General features: G+C 70.5%; 17 protein-coding genes. 8 read left to right on the top strand and 9 right to left on the bottom strand.

Features of this window, described 5'->3' with window-relative positions; genetic code table 11:
- Positions 1-52: 52 nt before the first annotated feature.
- Positions 53-760, top strand: a complete 708-nt coding sequence (locus tag OG965_RS27940) for a response regulator transcription factor (protein ID WP_371654805.1) — start codon at positions 53-55, stop codon at positions 758-760.
- The gene (locus tag OG965_RS27935) at positions 757-2,133 is read left to right on the top strand and encodes a sensor histidine kinase (RefSeq protein WP_371654804.1); all 1,377 of its coding nucleotides are present in this window, start codon (positions 757-759) and stop codon (positions 2,131-2,133) included. The genes OG965_RS27940 and OG965_RS27935 overlap by 4 nt, the downstream gene beginning before the upstream one ends.
- Positions 2,134-2,324: 191 nt before the next feature.
- Here OG965_RS27935 and OG965_RS27930 read toward each other — a convergent pair whose 3' ends face one another.
- From OG965_RS27930 to OG965_RS27920, 3 genes are all read right to left on the bottom strand, one after another.
- Positions 2,325-4,025, bottom strand: coding sequence for a methylmalonyl-CoA mutase (locus tag OG965_RS27930; protein WP_371654803.1), 1,701 nt, complete (start codon positions 4,023-4,025; stop codon positions 2,325-2,327).
- Between the two features lie 73 nt (positions 4,026-4,098).
- Positions 4,099-4,437 (bottom strand): DUF3817 domain-containing protein, encoded by a 339-nt coding sequence (locus tag OG965_RS27925; RefSeq protein ID WP_371654802.1) that lies wholly within the window; start codon positions 4,435-4,437, stop codon positions 4,099-4,101.
- A gap of 121 nt (positions 4,438-4,558) precedes the next feature.
- Positions 4,559-5,068, bottom strand: a complete 510-nt coding sequence (locus OG965_RS27920; protein WP_371654801.1) for a MarR family winged helix-turn-helix transcriptional regulator — start codon at positions 5,066-5,068, stop codon at positions 4,559-4,561.
- 160 nt (positions 5,069-5,228) lie between these two features.
- Here OG965_RS27920 and OG965_RS27915 point away from each other — a divergent pair, with 160 nt between their 5' ends.
- Positions 5,229-6,263, top strand: a complete 1,035-nt coding sequence (locus OG965_RS27915) for a glycoside hydrolase family 6 protein (protein WP_371654800.1) — start codon at positions 5,229-5,231, stop codon at positions 6,261-6,263.
- Positions 6,264-6,267: 4 nt separating this feature from the next.
- Here the strand turns inward: OG965_RS27915 and OG965_RS27910 are convergent, their stop codons facing one another.
- The 4 genes from OG965_RS27910 to OG965_RS27895 form a co-directional block, all read right to left on the bottom strand.
- Entirely contained in the window at positions 6,268-8,223 is a 1,956-nt protein-coding gene (locus tag OG965_RS27910) for a galactose oxidase-like domain-containing protein (protein ID WP_371654799.1), read from the bottom strand.
- Positions 8,224-8,226: 3 nt separating this feature from the next.
- Entirely contained in the window at positions 8,227-10,050 is a 1,824-nt protein-coding gene (locus tag OG965_RS27905; RefSeq protein WP_371654798.1) for a glycosyltransferase family 2 protein, read from the bottom strand.
- 135 nt (positions 10,051-10,185) lie between these two features.
- Positions 10,186-10,479: an MTH1187 family thiamine-binding protein gene (locus OG965_RS27900; RefSeq protein WP_190090896.1), complete on the bottom strand. Its 294-nt coding sequence runs from the start codon at positions 10,477-10,479 to the stop codon at positions 10,186-10,188.
- Positions 10,476-10,820 carry a DUF3817 domain-containing protein gene (locus OG965_RS27895; protein WP_371654797.1) on the bottom strand — a complete coding sequence of 115 codons (345 nt, stop codon included), beginning with the start codon at positions 10,818-10,820 and terminating at the stop codon, positions 10,476-10,478. The genes OG965_RS27900 and OG965_RS27895 overlap by 4 nt, the downstream gene beginning before the upstream one ends.
- Positions 10,821-10,999: 179 nt before the next feature.
- On the opposite strand from OG965_RS27895, the gene OG965_RS27890 reads away from it, so the two are divergent.
- The 4 genes from OG965_RS27890 to OG965_RS27875 all read left to right on the top strand — a co-directional run bounded on the left by OG965_RS27890 (position 11,000) and on the right by OG965_RS27875 (position 13,716).
- Positions 11,000-11,638 (top strand): AIM24 family protein, encoded by a 639-nt coding sequence (locus OG965_RS27890; protein WP_371654796.1) that lies wholly within the window; start codon positions 11,000-11,002, stop codon positions 11,636-11,638.
- Positions 11,638-12,288, top strand: a complete 651-nt coding sequence (locus OG965_RS27885; RefSeq protein WP_371654795.1) for an AIM24 family protein — start codon at positions 11,638-11,640, stop codon at positions 12,286-12,288. The genes OG965_RS27890 and OG965_RS27885 overlap by 1 nt, the downstream gene beginning before the upstream one ends.
- Positions 12,285-13,082, top strand: coding sequence for an AIM24 family protein (locus tag OG965_RS27880; protein ID WP_371654794.1), 798 nt, complete (start codon positions 12,285-12,287; stop codon positions 13,080-13,082). The genes OG965_RS27885 and OG965_RS27880 overlap by 4 nt, the downstream gene beginning before the upstream one ends.
- 157 nt (positions 13,083-13,239) lie before the next feature.
- Positions 13,240-13,716, top strand: coding sequence for a MarR family winged helix-turn-helix transcriptional regulator (locus tag OG965_RS27875; protein ID WP_371654793.1), 477 nt, complete (start codon positions 13,240-13,242; stop codon positions 13,714-13,716).
- A 362-nt stretch (positions 13,717-14,078) separates the two neighbouring features.
- Here the strand turns inward: OG965_RS27875 and meaB are convergent, their stop codons facing one another.
- Positions 14,079-15,035: a methylmalonyl Co-A mutase-associated GTPase MeaB gene (gene meaB / locus OG965_RS27870; RefSeq protein ID WP_371654792.1), complete on the bottom strand. Its 957-nt coding sequence runs from the start codon at positions 15,033-15,035 to the stop codon at positions 14,079-14,081.
- A gap of 60 nt (positions 15,036-15,095) precedes the next feature.
- A complete protein-coding gene (locus OG965_RS27865; RefSeq protein ID WP_371654791.1) occupies positions 15,096-16,298 on the bottom strand; it encodes an acetyl-CoA C-acetyltransferase in 1,203 nt (400 codons plus the stop codon).
- A 138-nt stretch (positions 16,299-16,436) separates the two neighbouring features.
- On the opposite strand from OG965_RS27865, the gene mce reads away from it, so the two are divergent.
- Positions 16,437-16,865 (top strand): methylmalonyl-CoA epimerase, encoded by a 429-nt coding sequence (gene mce / locus OG965_RS27860; protein ID WP_371654790.1) that lies wholly within the window; start codon positions 16,437-16,439, stop codon positions 16,863-16,865.
- The last annotated feature ends 105 nt before the right edge of the window (positions 16,866-16,970 follow it).

Genomic DNA, 16,970 nt, shown 5'->3' with positions numbered 1-16,970 from the left:
TCGCGGGGTGGCTTAAGAGGCTTCTAAGAGCGGTGTTTGGCACTCTTTGCCCATGAGCAGCAGCGCACACACCCGGCCCCCGGCCCGCATCCTCGTCGTCGACGACGAGCCGGAGGTGCGGGCCGCCGTGGAGGACGGCCTCGCCGTCGAGGGGTACGAGGTGCGGGGCGCCGCCGACGGGCTCGCGGCGCTCGCCGAGATCGCCGCCTGGCAGCCGGACGCGGTGGTCCTCGATGTGATGATGCCGGTCCTGGACGGGCTGGCGGTCTGCCGTCAGCTGCGGGCGCTCGGTGACCGCACCCCCGTCCTCGTACTGACCGCGCTCGACTCGGTGAGCGAACGCGTCGACGGCCTGGAGGCGGGCGCCGACGACTACCTCGTCAAGCCGTTCGCACTGGACGAACTCATCGCGCGGGTAAGGGCGTTGCTGCGCAGGGCGGCGCCCGAGGAGCCGGATCCGGAGCGGCTGGTCTTCGCGGACCTGGTCCTCGACCCCGCCACCAGGACCGGCCACCGCGCCGGACGCCCGCTGGAGTTCAGCCGCACCGAGTCCGCCCTGCTCGAACTGCTCATGCGCCACCCCGGCCAGGTCCTGCCGCGCGAGATGATCCTGGAGCTCGTCTGGGGCCGCGACTTCGGTCCGGACTCCAACTCCCTCGCGGTGTACGTGGGTTATCTGCGCCGCAAGCTGGAGGCGGGCGGCGAGCCCCGGCTCGTCCACACCGTCCACGGCGTCGGCTACCGGCTGGACACCGCGTGAGCGCCCGCCACCGCCTCGGCGCCCGCTGGCGGCGCCGCCGTCCGCTGCGCACCCGGCTCGCCGTGGCCGCCTCGGCGGCGGTGGCGCTGGTCGCGCTCGGCGTCTGCGCGGCCGCGTTCTTCGTGATCCGCTACGAGCTGTTCCACCAGCTCAATCTGAACCTCACCCAGTCCGCGACCCTGGCCGCCCAGCGGAACCGGGGCGAGGCACCCGGCGTGCTCAACGGCGAGTGCCGTTTCCTCTCCTCCCCGGCCTGCGCCCAGATCGTCCCGAAGGACCCGGCGAAGGACCCGGCCAAGCCGTATCTGCTGCCGGTCCCGCCCCAGGCCCGCCAGGTGGCGGCCGGGCAGCGCCGCCCGTACTTCACCAACATCAGGATCTCCGGCCACCCGGCCCGCATGCTCACCACCACGCTGCCGCACGGCGAGGCGCTCCAGGTCGCCCTGCGCGCCGACACGGTGGAAGAGGGCGTACGGCAGGCGGCCCAGCTGCTCACCGGGGTCGGCGCGGCCGGGGTGCTGCTCGCCGCCGGACTCGGCTACTGGGTCTCGCGCACCGGCCTCGCCCCGGTCGCCCGGCTCACCGCGACCGCCGAGCACATCGCGGCCACCCGGGACCCCAGCCACCGCATCGAGCTGCCGCCGGGCCCGTCGGGCAAGGAGGACGAGGTGACCCGGCTCGCCGCGTCCTTCAACACCATGCTGGGCGAGCTGGAGCAGTCGGTGACCGCCCAGCGCAGGCTGGTCGCGGACGCCTCCCACGAGCTGCGCACCCCGCTCACCGCACTGCGCACCAACGCCGAACTCCTCGCCCGCGCCGATCGCCTGACGGAGGCTCAGCGCACTCGGGCGTCCTCAGCACTGGGCCGCCAGATCCGGGAGGTCACGGTCATGGTGAACGACCTGATCGACCTGGCCAGGGACGAGGAGCCCACCCCGCTCCTGGAGGAGGTGCGCCTCGCCCCGCTGGTGGCGCACACGGTGGACACGGCCCGCGCGCACTGGCCGTCCACCCCGTTCCGCCTGGACCTGGCGGACGCGTCCGCCACGCTCCCGGGCGTCCCGGCCCGCCTGGCCCGGCTGCTGTCCAACCTCCTGGACAACGCGGCGAAGTTCAGCCCACCGGGCGCGGAGATCGAAGTGACGCTCTCGGCCCGCGAGTTGACGGTACGGGACCACGGCCCCGGCATCGCGGAGGAGGACCTCCCGTACGTCTTCGACCGCTTCTACCGGGCCGACCGCGCCCGAGCCCTACCGGGTTCGGGCCTGGGCCTGGCGATGGCCCGCCAGATCGCCCGGGCGCACGGGGCGGAACTGTCGGTCCGGAACGCGGCGGGCGGGGGTGCGGAGTTCCGCGTGACGTGGTCCACGTAGCCCCGCTTTCGCGGGGAGTTCACGGATCTCGGCTGCGGGCCGGTGGGGGCTGGTCGCGCAGTTCCCCGCGCCCCTTAAATGCCGCTGCGCGGCAATCCCTTGGGCGCTCCGAAGGGGCGCATTCAGGGGCGCGGGGAACTGCGCGACCAGCCGCAGTCCACCCGCACCCGAACAACAACCCGGTACCGCGCTCAGAACCCCGCCGGCTCCGTGTAGATGCCCCACTCGTCCCGCAGCACCCCGCAGATCTCACCCAGGGTCGCCTCGGCCCGCACCGCGTCCAGCATCGGCGCGATCATGTTCGAACCGTCGCGCGCGGCGGAGAGCATCGCGTCCAGAGCGGCCTTCACGCGCGCCGAGTCGCGCGCACCCTTGCGGTCCGCCAGAACCCGCACCTGCTCCCGCTCCACCTCATGGCTGACCCGCAGGATCTCCAGGTCACCGGTGACGGACCCGTGGTGCACATTGACGCCCACGACCCGCTTGTCACCCTTCTCCAGGGACCGCTGGTACTCGAACGCCGACTCGGCGATCTCGCCGGTGAACCAGCCGTCCTCGATGCCGCGCAGGATGCCGGAGGTGATCGGGCCGATCGGGTGCTTGCCGTCGGGGTGCGCCCGCGTCCCGCGCTCCTTGATCTGGTCGAAGATCTTCTCGGCCTCGGCCTCGATGCGGTCGGTGAGCTGCTCCACGTACCAGGCACCGCCGAGCGGGTCGGCCACATTGGCCACACCCGTCTCCTCCATCAGCACCTGCTGGGTGCGCAGCGCGATCTCGGCCGCCTGCTCGCTGGGCAGGGCGAGCGTCTCGTCCAGGGCGTTGGTGTGCAGCGAGTTGGTGCCGCCGAGGATCGCGGAGAGCGCCTCCACGGCCGTGCGCACCACGTTGTTGTACGGCTGCTGGGCGGTCAGCGAGACACCGGCCGTCTGGGTGTGGAAGCGCAGCCACTGCGCCTTGTCGGACTTCGCCCCGTACACCTCCTTCATCCAGCGGGCCCAGATCCGGCGCGCGGCGCGGAACTTGGCGATCTCCTCGAAGAAGTCGAGGTGCGCGTCGAAGAAGAAGGAGAGGCCGGGCGCGAAGACGTCCACGTCCATACCGCGCGAGAGGCCGAGCTCCACGTATCCGAAGCCGTCGGCCAGGGTGTACGCCAGCTCCTGCGCGGCCGTCGCCCCGGCCTCGCGGATGTGGTACCCGGAGACGGACAGCGGCTTGTAGGCGGGAATGCCGGCCGCGCAGTGCTCCATCAGGTCGCCGATGAGGCGCAGGTGCGGCTCGGGCTGGAAGAGCCACTCCTTCTGCGCGATGTACTCCTTGAAGATGTCGGTCTGGAGCGTGCCGTTGAGGATGCCCGGGTCGACGCCCTGCCGCTCGGCGGCGACCAGGTACATGCAGAACACCGGCACGGCGGGACCGCTGATCGTCATCGACGTCGTGACGTCACCGAGCGGGATGTCCTTGAACAGGACCTCCATGTCGGCGGCCGAGTCGATGGCGACACCGCAGTGGCCGACCTCGCCCAGCGCGCGCGGGTCGTCGGAGTCGCGGCCCATCAGGGTCGGCATGTCGAAGGCGACGGAGAGGCCGCCGCCGCCCGCCGCGAGGATCATCTTGTAGCGCTCGTTGGTCTGCTCGGCGTTGCCGAACCCGGCGAACTGCCGGATGGTCCAGGTCCGGCCCCGGTAGCCGGTCGCGTGGAGACCGCGGGTGTACGGGTACTCGCCGGGCCATCCGATCCGCTCGAAGCCCTCGTAGGTGTCGCCGGGGCGGGGCCCGTAGACCGGGTCGACCGGGTCCCCGGAGAGCGTGGTGAAGTCCGCGTCCCGCTTGCGGGCCTTGTCGTAACGGGCCTGCCAGCGTCGGCGGCCTTCCTCGATGGCGTCAGCGTCCATACCTTCGAATTTACTAGGACGTCCTAGTAAATGTCGATGGCCAGCCGCCCACGGTTCTCCGCGGGCGGTGGGGTTACGCCTGGGCCGCGGCCGGCTCCGGGTCCGTGACCAGGGCCTCGACCTCGCGGGAGACCTTGCGCTCGACGAAGAACGCGGCGGTGGGAATGGTGCCCGCGAGCAGGACCCAGAGCTGCTTGCCGACCGGCCACTTCGCCTTGGAGCCGAGGTCGAAGGCGCAGACGAGGTACAGGACGTACAGCCAGCCGTGCGCGATGCCCACGATCTTGGTGAAGTCGGCCGCGCCGTCCATGTCCAGCAGATACTTGGCGATCACGCCAAGGGCGAGCAGGACGAGGAGGACACCGGTGACGTAAGCCATGATCCGGTAGCGGGTGAGCACGCTCTTTTTCATGCCCACGAGCGTAACGGCCCGTTCCGGGCGATCTTGCCCGGGCCCCTGAAGGGGCGCGGGGAACTGCGCGACCAGCCCAGAACGACCCGCACCCGGCAAAATCACGGCCAGGACCGAGCTCTCACCCGTCCGCGAAATCGCCCGCGGCAACGCGCAGCGGCCGCAGCAGCGCGAAGATCTCCCCGCACTCCTCCGCGTCGTACGCACCCAGCCCGAAATCCATCTCCATCAGATCCCGCGTCGCGTTCTCGACGACCTCGCGGCCCTTGTCCGTGATGGACGCCAGCGTGCCCCGCCCGTCGTTGGGGTTGGGGCGCTTGTCGACGAGCCCGGACCGCACCAGGCGGTCCACGGTGTTCGTCACCGAGGTGGGGTGGACCATCAGTCGCTCGCCGATCTTGGACATCGGCAGCTCACCCGCCTTGGAGAAGGTGAGCAGCACCAGCGCCTCGTACCGCGCGAAGGTCAGCCCGTACGGCTTGACGAGCGCGTCGACCTCGGCGAGCAGGATCTGGTGCGCGCGCATGATCGAGGTGATCGCCCCCATGGAGGGGACCGGCCCCCAGCGCTGCTGCCAGAGTTCGTCGGCGCGGGCGATGGGGTCGAACGGGAGGCTGAGCGGCTTCGGCACGCATTGACCTTACCGACTGGTCACATGCCGGTCAGCCCCGTCTCACACTTCGGCCCACACAACTGCCCGCGCCCCGGCCCGTGGCGCTCCACTGCGGAGAGTGACCAATATGTCAGGATTGTTCGCGTCCTGTGTACGCCCTGTGACCCCAGGGAGCCGTATGTCCCGGCACGGAACCGCCCGGCACCGCATCCTGCTCGCCGCCGCCCTGCTCACCCTGGCGGTCGGCTGCTCGGGCTCCCCCGACCCGGATCCCGGCGCCACCTCGACCGAAGGCCGGCGCCACTCCACGGGCGAGGGCGCCGAACCGGCGCCCGGCGGGCCCTTCTGGGTCGACCCGGACAGCAGCGCCGCCAAGCAGATCAAGATCTGGGAGGGGCAGGGGCGCACCGCCGACGCCGAGGCGCTGCGGCGGATCGCGGACCGGCCGATGGCGGACTGGCCCGCGTGGGACAACCCGGGGCCCGGGATCCGCCGGGCCGTGGCGGGCGCCGCCAAGGACCAGCGCACGATCCTGCTCGTGGCGTACAACATCCCGCACCGCGACTGCGGCGGGCTCTCGGCGGGCGGGGCCGCGGACACGGCCGCGTACCGCACCTGGTTCGGCATGTTCGCCGAGGCGATCGGGGACGCCAAGGCGATCGTGGTCCTGGAGCCGGACGCGGTGGCCCACATGATCGACGGCTGCACCACGCCCGAGCACTGGGACGAGCGCTACCAGCTGCTCAACGAGGCGATCGACCACTTCAAGAAGCTGCCGAACACCCAGGTGTACCTGGACGCGGGCAACCCGGCGTGGATCCCCGACCCGGTCAAGCTGGTCGAGCCGCTGACCCGGGCCGGGGTCGTCCGGGCGGACGGGTTCGCACTGAACGTCTCCAACTTCCAGACCGACGACGCCGTACGGGCGTACGGCACCAGGGTCTCGCAGGGGCTCGGCGGCAAGCACTTCGTGATCGACACCAGCCGCAACGGGGCCGGGCCGCTGCTCGACGACCCCGGCCAGGCCTGGTGCAACCCGCCCGGCCGGGCCCTCGGCACCCCGCCGACCACCAGCACCGGCGACCAGCGGCTCGACGCGTATCTGTGGATCAAGCGGCCCGGCGACTCGGACGGGACCTGCCGGGGCGGGCCCGCGGCGGGCGCCTGGTGGCCGGATTACGCCCTGGGCCTGGCCCGCCGCTCGACCGCCTGAGCAATCAGTCGATCAACAGCCACTTCGCCTCGGACGGCGTGCCCTCGGCGTCCGTGACGAAGAGCATGTACCAGCCGGGCGGGACGAGGGCCTTGTCGCGCGGCACCTCGACCGTCACCGAGTTCCGGTCCTTGGTCAGCCGCACGTCGATCGAGCGCTGCTCGACGTCCGTGGTGTGGGTGACCGCGCTCGGCCGCATCAGCCGGGCCCTGGCGATCCGCTCGGGGTGGGCGGCGGGGAAGGTGGCGCGGCGGTCCTGGCCGACCGCCTGCGGGCCGTCGCCGAGGGCGGGGCGCCTGTCCTTGTCACGGTAGAGGTAGGGCGGGGTGTAGATCTCCATGCGCTGCTCGAACTTGCCGAGCTTGGTGTTGTCCTTGTCGCCGAAGAGCGAGTCGGAGCCGAAGGTGGCGACCCTGCCGTCGGGCAGCAGCAGCGCCTCGGAGTGGTAGTTGCGCCCGACCGTGGGGTCGGCGGCCTCACGGAAGGCGTTGGCGGCGGGGTCGTAGAACTGAGCCTTGAGGATGTTGCTGGAGCCGCGGCCCCGGTAGTCCTCGGAGCCGCCGCTGGTGAAGACGGAGTCGTCGGGCAGGATCACGCTGTTCAGGTAGCGGGTGCCCTGCGGGAGCACGGGGCCGGTCTTGAAAGCGGGGCTGTCCTGCTTGAGGTCGATCAGCGCGGTGCGGGGCGTGGACTTCTTGGACTCGCCGACCCCGCCGCCGCCCAGCAGCATGAACCTCTGCTCCTGGGCGGGCGGGAGCAGCAGCGAGCTGGCCGTTTCGAGCTGGTCGCCGTCGCCCAGGCCGTTGATCTTGGTGAAGGTGTTGGTGGCGATGTCCCACAGCCCCGGCTCGCGGCCCTTGTCGGCGGGCCCGTAGCCCGCGTTGGCGCCCGAGTAGAAGAGCTTGCCGCTCTTGGTGAGGAAGAGCGAGGGGTACGTGGGGAAGTACCGGAAGGGCCCCTTGGCCCACTTCTTCGTCCTGGGGTCGTAGATCTCGTTCTCGCCCGTGAGGATCGTGCCCACGTCGTCGAGCCCGGAGACGGCGAGGACCTTGCCGTCCTGGAGGGTGGTGAGCGTCGGGTACCAGCGGGCCTCCTGCATCGGGGCGACGGGTAGGTACTTCTCCGCCTTCGGGTCGAACTCGTAGGCCGCCCGGATGCCCTGGAAGTCCTGCTTGTCCATGGTGATCTTCTCGGCGAGGCCGTACGTGTTGTCGGCGTCGTCGCCCTTGAGGCCCTCGATCTCGTACTGGGCCTGGTCGGTGGCCACGAACTTCGGGCCCTCGGCGGCGGCCTCCACGAAGACGCGGGCCTCGGCCGCGGTGACCTTGGTCTTCCACGGCTTCATCTGGCCGGTCGCGTAGTAGCTGACCACGAACTCGCGCTTGGCCCGGGGCACGGTGACGTCGAACTTGGAGACGTACTCGACGCCCGAAGGGGAGCGGAACCGGGTGCCCTTCTTGATGGTGACGGGCTTGTCCGGGTTCTCGTTCTTGACCCGCATCCCGCCGCCGGCCCGCTTCACCTGGGCGTCCAGGACCTCGTAGCGGGCGGTGCCGCCCGCCACCAGGAGGCGGCCGTCGGGGAGCTGGGCGTGGCCGGAGCAGAAGAAGTCCTCGGGGGTGGGGACCTTCTTGAAGGTGTTGTCCTTCGGGTTCCACAGCACGGTGTCGAAGGAGCCGGCGTCGAACTTCTCCTGCTTGTTGCCCGACCCGGCGACGATCAGGACCTTGCCGGTGTGCAGCAGGGCCGCGTGGATCGCGTTGGTGCGGTACTTCGCGGGGATGTCGACGGTGTCCCAGGCGCCGTACTTGCGCATGTAGTCGGGTTGGCGGATCTGGTACGCGTGGTACTGCTCCTCGGCGAAGGAGAGCGCGGCCGGGGCGTTGAGCCCGGCGAGCAGCACGACCGCGCCGCCGCCGAGGAGCGTCTTCTTGGTGCGCGGGGAGGGCCGGTAGGCCATGGTTCAGTTCCCTCCGGTCGTCGTGGCAGCCGGTGCGGCGGCCAGTGCGGCCTCCGTCCCCTCGGGCTCGGCGGGCCGGGCCAGGGCCCGCTGCCTGGCGGCCGCGCGCTCGCGCCGGGCGGTCCAGGACCAGACGGCGACGGGGGCCAGCGCGATGGCCAGGGCGAGGACGGCCCAGGTCCGCATCGCCACATGGGTGTGGCCGTAGTGGACCGAGGCGGCAAGGGACACGACGAGCACCGCGGCCCAGAAGAGGTGGATGCGGAAGGTCCACAGCCGGTCGGGGCTGGCTTCACCGCCCTTGGGGGTGACGACGAACCGGCCGCGGGTGCGCAGCACTGCCGAGCAGAGCGACTTGAGGTAGATGGGCGCGGAGAGCGCGGACATCCCCATGCCGGCGAGCCCGCCGGAGCCCTGGGGTTCGTGGGGCGAGACGTTGTGGCGGCGGTTCCAGAGGTAGAGCCCGATCTGGAGGGCGGCCGCGTCGCTGTAGAGCATCAGCCAGACGGAGGCGGAGACCTGCGTGCCGGAGGCGCCGAACCAGAGGAACAGGACGCAGCTGACGATGCCGAGCAGCCAGTTGACGGCGGTCATCGGGTAGTAGACGAGCATCAGGGTGTACGAGAGGAGCCGCCCGGGCGGGACCCGGAAGAGCGCTTTCCAGTACTGCTTGAACAGCGTCTCGTACGTGCCGCGCGACCAGCGCGTCTGCTGGGTGAAAAAGTCGGTCCAGGACTCCGGGCCCTCGCCGACGGCGAGCACGTCCGGGGTGTAGACGGACCTCCAGAAGTGGCCGGTCCTGGGGTTCTTGCGGCGGTGCAGCTCGAAGCCGGTGGCCATGTCCTCGGTGATCGAGTCGTAGAGCCCGCCGACCTGGCGCAGTGCGGTGATCCGGACGATGTTGTTGGTGCCGACGAACATGGGGGCGCGGTAGCGGTTGCCGGCCCGCTGGATCAGCGCGTGGAAGAGGAACTGCTGGGACTCGGCGGCCTTGGTGACGGGCGAGTCGTAGTTCCCGTAGACCTGGGGGCCGACCACGAACGCGACGTCGGGGTCGCGGAAGTAGCCCATCATCCGCTCCAGGAAGTTGGGGAGCGGCACGTGGTCGGTGTCGACGGAGGCGAAGAAGTCGTAGCCGGCGCCGTGCATGGCGAGCCAGGCGTTGTAGTTGCCGTGCTTGGTACGGGCCTTGTGCGGGCCCTTCTTGCGGTTCCACTCGGGGACGCCGCTGCGGGTGAAGTGGCGCACCCCCAGCTCCTCGCAGAGCGCCTTGGCCCGTTCGTCGTCGCCCTCGTCCAGGAGCCAGACGTCGAGGGGGCCGGGGTGGTGGAGGCGGACGGCGCCCTCCAGGGTGGCCCGGACCATGGCTATGGGCTCCTTGCCGGGCACCCAGGTGGTGAGGAAGGCGACCCGGGTGCCGGGCTCGGGGTACACCGGTATGGGGTCCCTGGCGACCATGGTGGCGTGCGCGATCGAGACGACGTTGGCGACCATGAAGAGCTCGATCAGGCCGATCGCGACGAGCATCGCGATGTCGAGGCCGACGAGCCATTCGTCGCCGCCCTCGCGCTCCACCCAGTGGGTGGGCCAGACGAGGTAGACGAGGAGGACCGCGGTGAGCACGGGCGCCAGCGTCATCAGGAGTACGGCGCGTATTCGGCGGGGTTCGGCGGAGAGGAGACTTCGGTACCGCACCCGGTAGGCCGCCCCGTCCGGCTTTGTGAGCGGTCCGGCGAGCCGGCTGTGGGTCTCGTAGTCGTACTGCTCCGACGGACTCTCCGACCGCACTGTGCCCTCCAGCTGATCGAGCCAGGTAGATATCCCCACAAAAGTGGAGATTCTTCGGTGTGTCGACTGGAGTACTCCGAGTGAGCGGTTCTTGTTCGAGCGGTTTGACCCGGCTCACGGCACGGAAGAGCCCCCGGTGCCGCGCGGGGCGGCCGGGGGCTCGGACAGCGGCTCTCAGGCGGAGAGGTGGCGCTCCACCGTCTCCACCTTGGAGGTGAGCCCGTCGGTGACGCCCGGGCGGACGTCCGCCTTCAGGACGAGCGAGACGCGCGGGGCACGGGCCTCGACGGCGGCGACGGCGCGCTTGACGACGTCCATCACCTCGTCCCACTCCCCCTCGATCGAGGTGAACATGGCGTCGGTGCGGTTCGGCAGCCCGGACTCGCGTACGACGCGTACGGCGTCGGCCACGTACTCCCCCACGTCCTCGCCGACGCCCAGCGGGGTGACCGAGAAGGCGACGATCACGCTCCGACCACGCCTTCCTTGCGGGCGCGGGCGGCGATCAGGGCGTCCTCGGCCTGGCGCTTGAGCTTGCGCTCGGCCACGAAGCCGCCGAACGGCAGCACGGACAGGACGAAGTACAGGGCGGCGGTCTTCACCGGCCACTTCGCCTTGTTCCAGGCGTCGGCCCAGAAGACCACGTACAGGATGAAGAGGATGCCGTGGATCGCGCCCATCACCGGGACGGCGTTGACGTCGGTCGTCCGCTTCAGCACCGAGCAGACGAGCAGCAGCAGGAAAGAGACGGCTTCCGGGGCCGAGACCAGCCGGAGGCGGTGGAAGGCGGATGCGGTCTTGATGTCCACGGGGGCACCTTCGGTGGGAGGGTCGGAGGGTGTTGCTTGTGAACGCAAGCACAAACGTTCTCCATTGTGACATCGGCGGCGCCGGGATCTTGGCGGGGGTCCCCGCGGACCCCGGCGGGGTTCGGGGCCCGGCACCCAAGGGCCTGGTCGGGCGGGGACGGGGCCGCTAACGTCAGCCCGTGGCAACGTTCCGACTCCAAGGCAGCAAAGTGCTGGCCGTCGACATGGCCGGGGACGCCGTAAAGGCGAAGAACGGCTCGATGGTCGCCTACGACGGCCAGATGGCCTTCAAGAAGATGTCCGGCGGCGGTGAGGGCATCCGCGGCATGGTGACCCGCCGGCTGACCGGCGAATCCATGACCGTGATGGAGGTGAAGGGCAACGGCACCTGCTACTTCGCCGACCGCGCCTCCGAGATCAACCTGGTCTCGCTCCAGGGCGACAAGCTCTGGGTCGAGGCGAGCAATCTGCTCGCCACCGACGCGGGGCTGCGCACCGGCACCACCTTCACCGGACTGCGCGGGGCGACCCAGGGCAACGGCCTGTTCACGACCACGGTCGAGGGCCACGGCCAGGCGGCGATCGTCTCGGACGGCCCGGCCGTGGTGCTGCGGGTCTCCGCGCAGTACCCGTTGCAGGTGGACCCGGGCGCGTACATCGCCCACCAGGGCAACCTCCAGCAGCACTTCCAGTCCGGGGTGACCTTCCGCACCCTGCTCGGGGAGGGCTCGGGGGAGGCGTTCCAGATCCGCTTCGAGGGCGAGGGACTGGTGTACGTGCAGCCCAGCGAGCGCAACACGATCGGCGGGGACGTCTGATGCCCTTCCGCGAGATCAACTCCAAGATGGTCGAGGCCACGGTGGCCCCCGGCCAGAAGATGTTCAGCCAGCGCGGCGCGATGCTCGCGTACAAGGGCGAGGTGTCGTTCACGCCCAACATGCAGGGCGGCCAGGGCGGGCTGATGTCGATGATCGGCCGGCGGGTGGCCAACGAGGCGACGCCGCTGATGACGGTCGAGGGCAGCGGCACGGTGATGTTCGGCCACGGCGGCCACCACATCCAGGTCATCAACCTCGGCGGGGACACCCTGTGCGTGGAGGCGGACCGGCTGCTCGCCTTCGACGGCACCCTCCAGCAGGGCACGATGTTCATGGGCTCGCAGGGCGGCGTCATGGGCATGGTCCGGGGCCAGGTGACGGGCCAGGGCCTGTTCACCACCACGCTCAAGGGCCACGGCGCGGTCGCCGTGATGGCGCACGGCGGCGTGATCGAGCTGCCGATCACCCCGCAGCGCCCGGTCCACGTCGACCCGCAGGCGTACGTGGCCCACCACGGCGACGTACGCAACAAGCTGTCCACGGCGCTGGGCTGGCGGGACATGGTGGGCCGGGGCTCGGGAGAGGCCTTCCAACTCGAACTGTCCGGCAACGGCGCGGTGTACGTCCAGGCCTCGGAGGAGAAGCTGTGAGTACCCCCCTGCCCGGAGGGCCGTCGATCTTTGACCCGCACTCCCTGCCCGCGGACGACAACGTCAACAAGTACACCTTCTGCGTGGAGCTCAAATCGAGCCAGTGGTTCCTGCAGAAGGGCAAGATGATCGCCTACTACGGGCGCATCGAGTTCAACGGCATCGGCCACGGTCGCCTCGACCGGCTGCTGCGCACCAGCTTCCACTCGCCGCTGCACGCGAGCGACTGGGTGGTCGCGGACGGCTCCGGCAAGATGCTGCTCGCGGACCGGGCCTTCGACGTCAACTCGTACGACCTGGAGGACGGCAACCTCACCATCCGGGCCGGGAACCTGCTGGCCTACCAACCGACGCTGGCGCTCAAGCAGTCGATCGTGCCGGGTTTCCTGACGCTGATCGGAACCGGGAAGTTCGTGGCGGCGTCCAACGGACCGGTGGTGTTCATGGAGCCGCCGATCCGGGTGGACCCGCAGGCGCTGGTGGGCTGGGCGGACTGTCCGTCGCCCTGCCACCACTACGATCACGGCTACATGACGGGCGTACTGGGCGGAATCCGGTCACTGACGGGGCTCGGGGGGACGTCGGGCGAGGAGCACCAGTTCGAGTTCGTGGGCGCGGGTACGGTGCTGCTCCAGTCCACCGAGGTGCTGATGGCCGAGCAGATGACGGGGCAAGTACCCGCGGAGCCGGGCGTTCCGGGCGGCGGAGTGCCGGCCGGGGCGGGCGGGGCGGCGGGTTCGGCACCGCGTCTTCCCGGCCAGCTCGGAGACCTCCAGCGTCGCTTCGGCCTGTGAGCGGTAGTCTGCGGAGTGTGACGTCGAACGCGTGCACCCTTGCCAGGCGCTGACCACGACCTGGGCTGGGCCGCTGACGCACCCTTGTGCCGGTGCGTGCGAGGCGTCACACTCCCAGGCTTCGTTCAGAATTCAACTTCTTAGGTAGAATCCACATATGGAGACCGAGACGGCCACCAACTGGCTGACCGATAGCGAGCAGTGCGCCTGGCGTACCTATCTGGACGTCAACAGGATGCTGACGCACCAGATGGAAAAGGACCTGCAGCCGTTCGGCCTGACCAACAACGACTACGAGATCCTGGTCAACCTCTCGGAGGCCGAGGGGCAGCGGCTGCGTATGAGCGACCTCGCCGCCGCGACCCTTCAGTCCAAGAGCCGCCTTTCGCACCAGATCACGCGGATGGAGAACGCGGGTCTGGTCCGCCGGGAGAACTGCGAGTCCGACCGGCGGGGGCTGTTCGCGGTGCTGACCGAGGCGGGGGTGGAGACGATGGGGAAGGTGGCGCCGCACCATGTGGCGTCGGTGCGCAAGCACTTCATCGACTTGCTGTCGAGTGAGGCGCTGTCGGATCTGCGGGCGTCGCTGACGCCGGTGGCGGAGCATCTGCGCGGGCACCGCGGCAAGCTCTGAGGTTTTGCCCCTCCCCGCCCGTTCCCTTAACCCTCCGGGGGTGGGTGGGGGGTGAGGTGGGTTTCCCGGGGGCTGCGCCCCCGGACCCCCGGGCGGGGCTGCGCCCCTGCACCCGCTTGCGGGGCCTGCGGCCCCTGCACCCCGCTTCGGGGCTCCGCCCCGGACCCCGCTCCTCAAACGCCGGAGGGGCTGGATTTACCCGCGCCCCGTTTCTCGCACACCGGAGAGGCTGGAGTTACCTAAGGGGCGCGGGGAACTGCGCGACCAGCCCCCACCGAACCCGCGGGTGAACACGGGGCCCGGGGCGAAGCCCCGCAACGGGGTCCGGGGACGCAGCCCCCGGGAGATCACCCGCCGGGCACCTACTCGCCCGTGAGCCCCGCCACCAGCTCGTCCGCCGCCGCGTACGGGTCCAGCTCGCCCCCGATGATGCGGGACGCCAGCGCGTCCAGGCGGCGGTCGCCGTGGAGGTCGCCGATGCGTTCGCGCAGGGCCGTGACCGCGATCGTCTCGACCTCCCGCGCCGCGCGAGCCAGCCGCCGCTCCCCCAGCACCCCCCGCTCCGCCATCCACGCGTGGTGCTTCTCCAGCGCCTCCACGAGTTCGTCGATGCCCTCGGACCGGGCCGCCACCGTCTTGACGATGGGCGGGCGCCAGTCACCCGCACCGCGCGCCTCGCCGAGCCCCAGCATGTGGTTGAGCTCGCGGGCGGTCGCGTCCGCGCCGTCGCGGTCCGCCTTGTTGACGACGTATACGTCGCCGATCTCCAGGATTCCCGCCTTCGCCGCCTGGATGCCGTCGCCCATGCCGGGGGCGAGCAGGACCACCGAGGTGTCCGCCTGGGAGGCGATCTCGACCTCGGACTGGCCGACGCCGACCGTCTCCACCAGGATCACCTCGCAGCCCGCCGCGTCCAGGACGCGGATCGCCTGCGGAGCCGACCAGGCGAGGCCGCCCAGGTGCCCCCGGGTGGCCATCGAGCGGATGTAGACGCCGGGGTCGGAGGCGTGGTCCGACATACGGACCCGGTCGCCCAGCAGGGCGCCCCCGGAGAACGGCGAGGAGGGGTCGACGGCAAGGACCCCGACCCGCTTCCCGGCCCGCCGGTACGCCGTCACCAGCGCCGACGTCGATGTCGACTTGCCGACACCCGGGGAGCCCGTGAGGCCCACCACGTACGCCCCGCCCGTCAGCGGAGCCAACTGCGCCATCACCTCGCGCAGTTGCGGGGACGCCCCCTCGACCAGCGAGATCAGCCGGGCAACGGCGCGCGGCCGGCCCTCCCTCGCCTGTGCCACCAGTTCGGGGACGTCCACCATTGCCGCTCCGTTCGGTTCAGTGACCAGTGATCAGTGCGTACGTACCGCCGGGAACAGCGCCTACTTGCCCGGGACCTTGATGATCAGGGCGTCGCCCTGGCCGCCGCCGCCGCACAGCGCCGCCGCACCCGTACCGCCGCCACGCCGCTTGAGCTCAAGGGCCAGGTGGAGCACCACGCGCGCGCCCGACATGCCGATGGGGTGGCCAAGGGCGATCGCGCCGCCGTTGACGTTCACCTTTTCCGGGGTGACCCCGAGGTCCTTCATTGACTGGACCGCGACCGCCGCGAACGCCTCGTTGATCTCGATGAGGTCGAGGTCCGAGACCTCCAGGCCCTCCTTGCCCAGGGCGTGCTTGATGGCATTGGACGGCTGCGACTGGAGGGAGTTGTCGGGGCCCGCCACGTTGCCGTGGGCGCCGATCTCCGCGATCCACTCCAGGCCCAGCTCCTCGGCCTTCGCCTTGGACATGACCACGACCGCGGCCGCGCCGTCCGAGATCTGCGAGGAGGTGCCGGCCGTGATCGTGCCGTCCTTGGCGAAGGCCGGGCGCAGCTTGCCGAGGGACTCGGCGGTCGTCTCCGCGCGGATGCCCTCGTCCTTGGCGAAGATCACCGGCTCGCCCTTGCGCTGCGGGATCTCGACCGGGGTGATCTCGGCCTCGAAGAGCCCGTTCTTCTGGGCGGCGGCGGCGCGCTGGTGGGACAGCGCCGCGATCTCGTCCTGCGGGGCGCGCTCGATGCCGAGGCGGGCGTTGTGCTTCTCGGTGGACTCGCCCATGGCGATGTTCTCGAAGGCGTCGGTCAGACCGTCGTACGCCATCGCGTCGAGCATCTCGATCGCGCCGTACTTGTAGCCCTCGCGGGACTTCGGCAGCAGGTGCGGGGCGTTGGTCATCGACTCCTGGCCGCCGGCCACCACCACGTCGAACTCGCCGGCGCGGATCAGCTGGTCGGCGAGCGCGATCGCGTCGAGGCCCGAGAGACAGACCTTGTTGATCGTGAGCGCGGGCACGCTCATCGGGATGCCGGCCTTGACGGCCGCCTGGCGGGCCGGGATCTGGCCCGCGCCGGCCTGGAGCACCTGGCCCATGATCACGTACTGGACCTGGTCGCCGCCGATGCCGGCCCGGTCGAGCGCGGCCTTGATGGCGACGCCGCCGAGGTCGGCGCCCGAGAAGGACTTGAGGGAGCCGAGCAGTCGGCCCATGGGCGTGCGGGCGCCCGCGACGATCACTGAAGTGGTACCGGTCGTTCCAGACATGAGGCACAGCCCCTTGGGAGGTGAGAAGTGAACGAGGGTTTACTGGAAATGTACTGAGCGGTACCGGCGGCGTCACCGGCCAGCCGGTGTGATCGCGCGCACGTTGCGTAACCACCTCCGGCGCGCTGCACTGGTCCCATGCTGACGCGCATCGACCACATCGGGATCGCCTGTTTCGACCTCGACAAGACCGTCGAGTTCTATCGTGCTACGTACGGATTCGAGGTGTTCCACTCCGAGATCAACGAGGAGCAGGGCGTACGGGAGGCCATGCTCAAGATCAACGGTACTTCGGACGGCGGCGCCTCCTACCTCCAGCTCCTGGAGCCCACCCGCGAGGACTCCGCGGTCGGGAAGTGGCTGGCCAAGAACGGCGAGGGCGTCCACCACATCGCCTTCGGCACCGCCGACGTCGACGGGGACGCCGAGGCCATCCGCGGCAAGGGCGTCCGGGTCCTCTACGACGAGCCCCGCACCGGCTCGATGGGGTCCCGCATCACGTTCCTGCATCCCAAGGACTGCCACGGCGTACTGACCGAACTGGTCACCTCGGCAGCCGAGCACTGACCCCGGGATTCCGGGGCCGGTACAGTGGGCGGTTCCGGGCCGGGGTCGGGTCGGGGCCTGGGACCCACGCCCCCTTGTCGATCTGACACCATTCACCGGGGGCCC

Source organism: Streptomyces sp. NBC_00224, from assembly GCF_041435195.1.
Taxonomy (GTDB): domain Bacteria; phylum Actinomycetota; class Actinomycetes; order Streptomycetales; family Streptomycetaceae; genus Streptomyces.
Note: the sequence above shows the minus strand (reverse complement) of the source record. Positions and strands in the feature narration are given on the sequence as shown.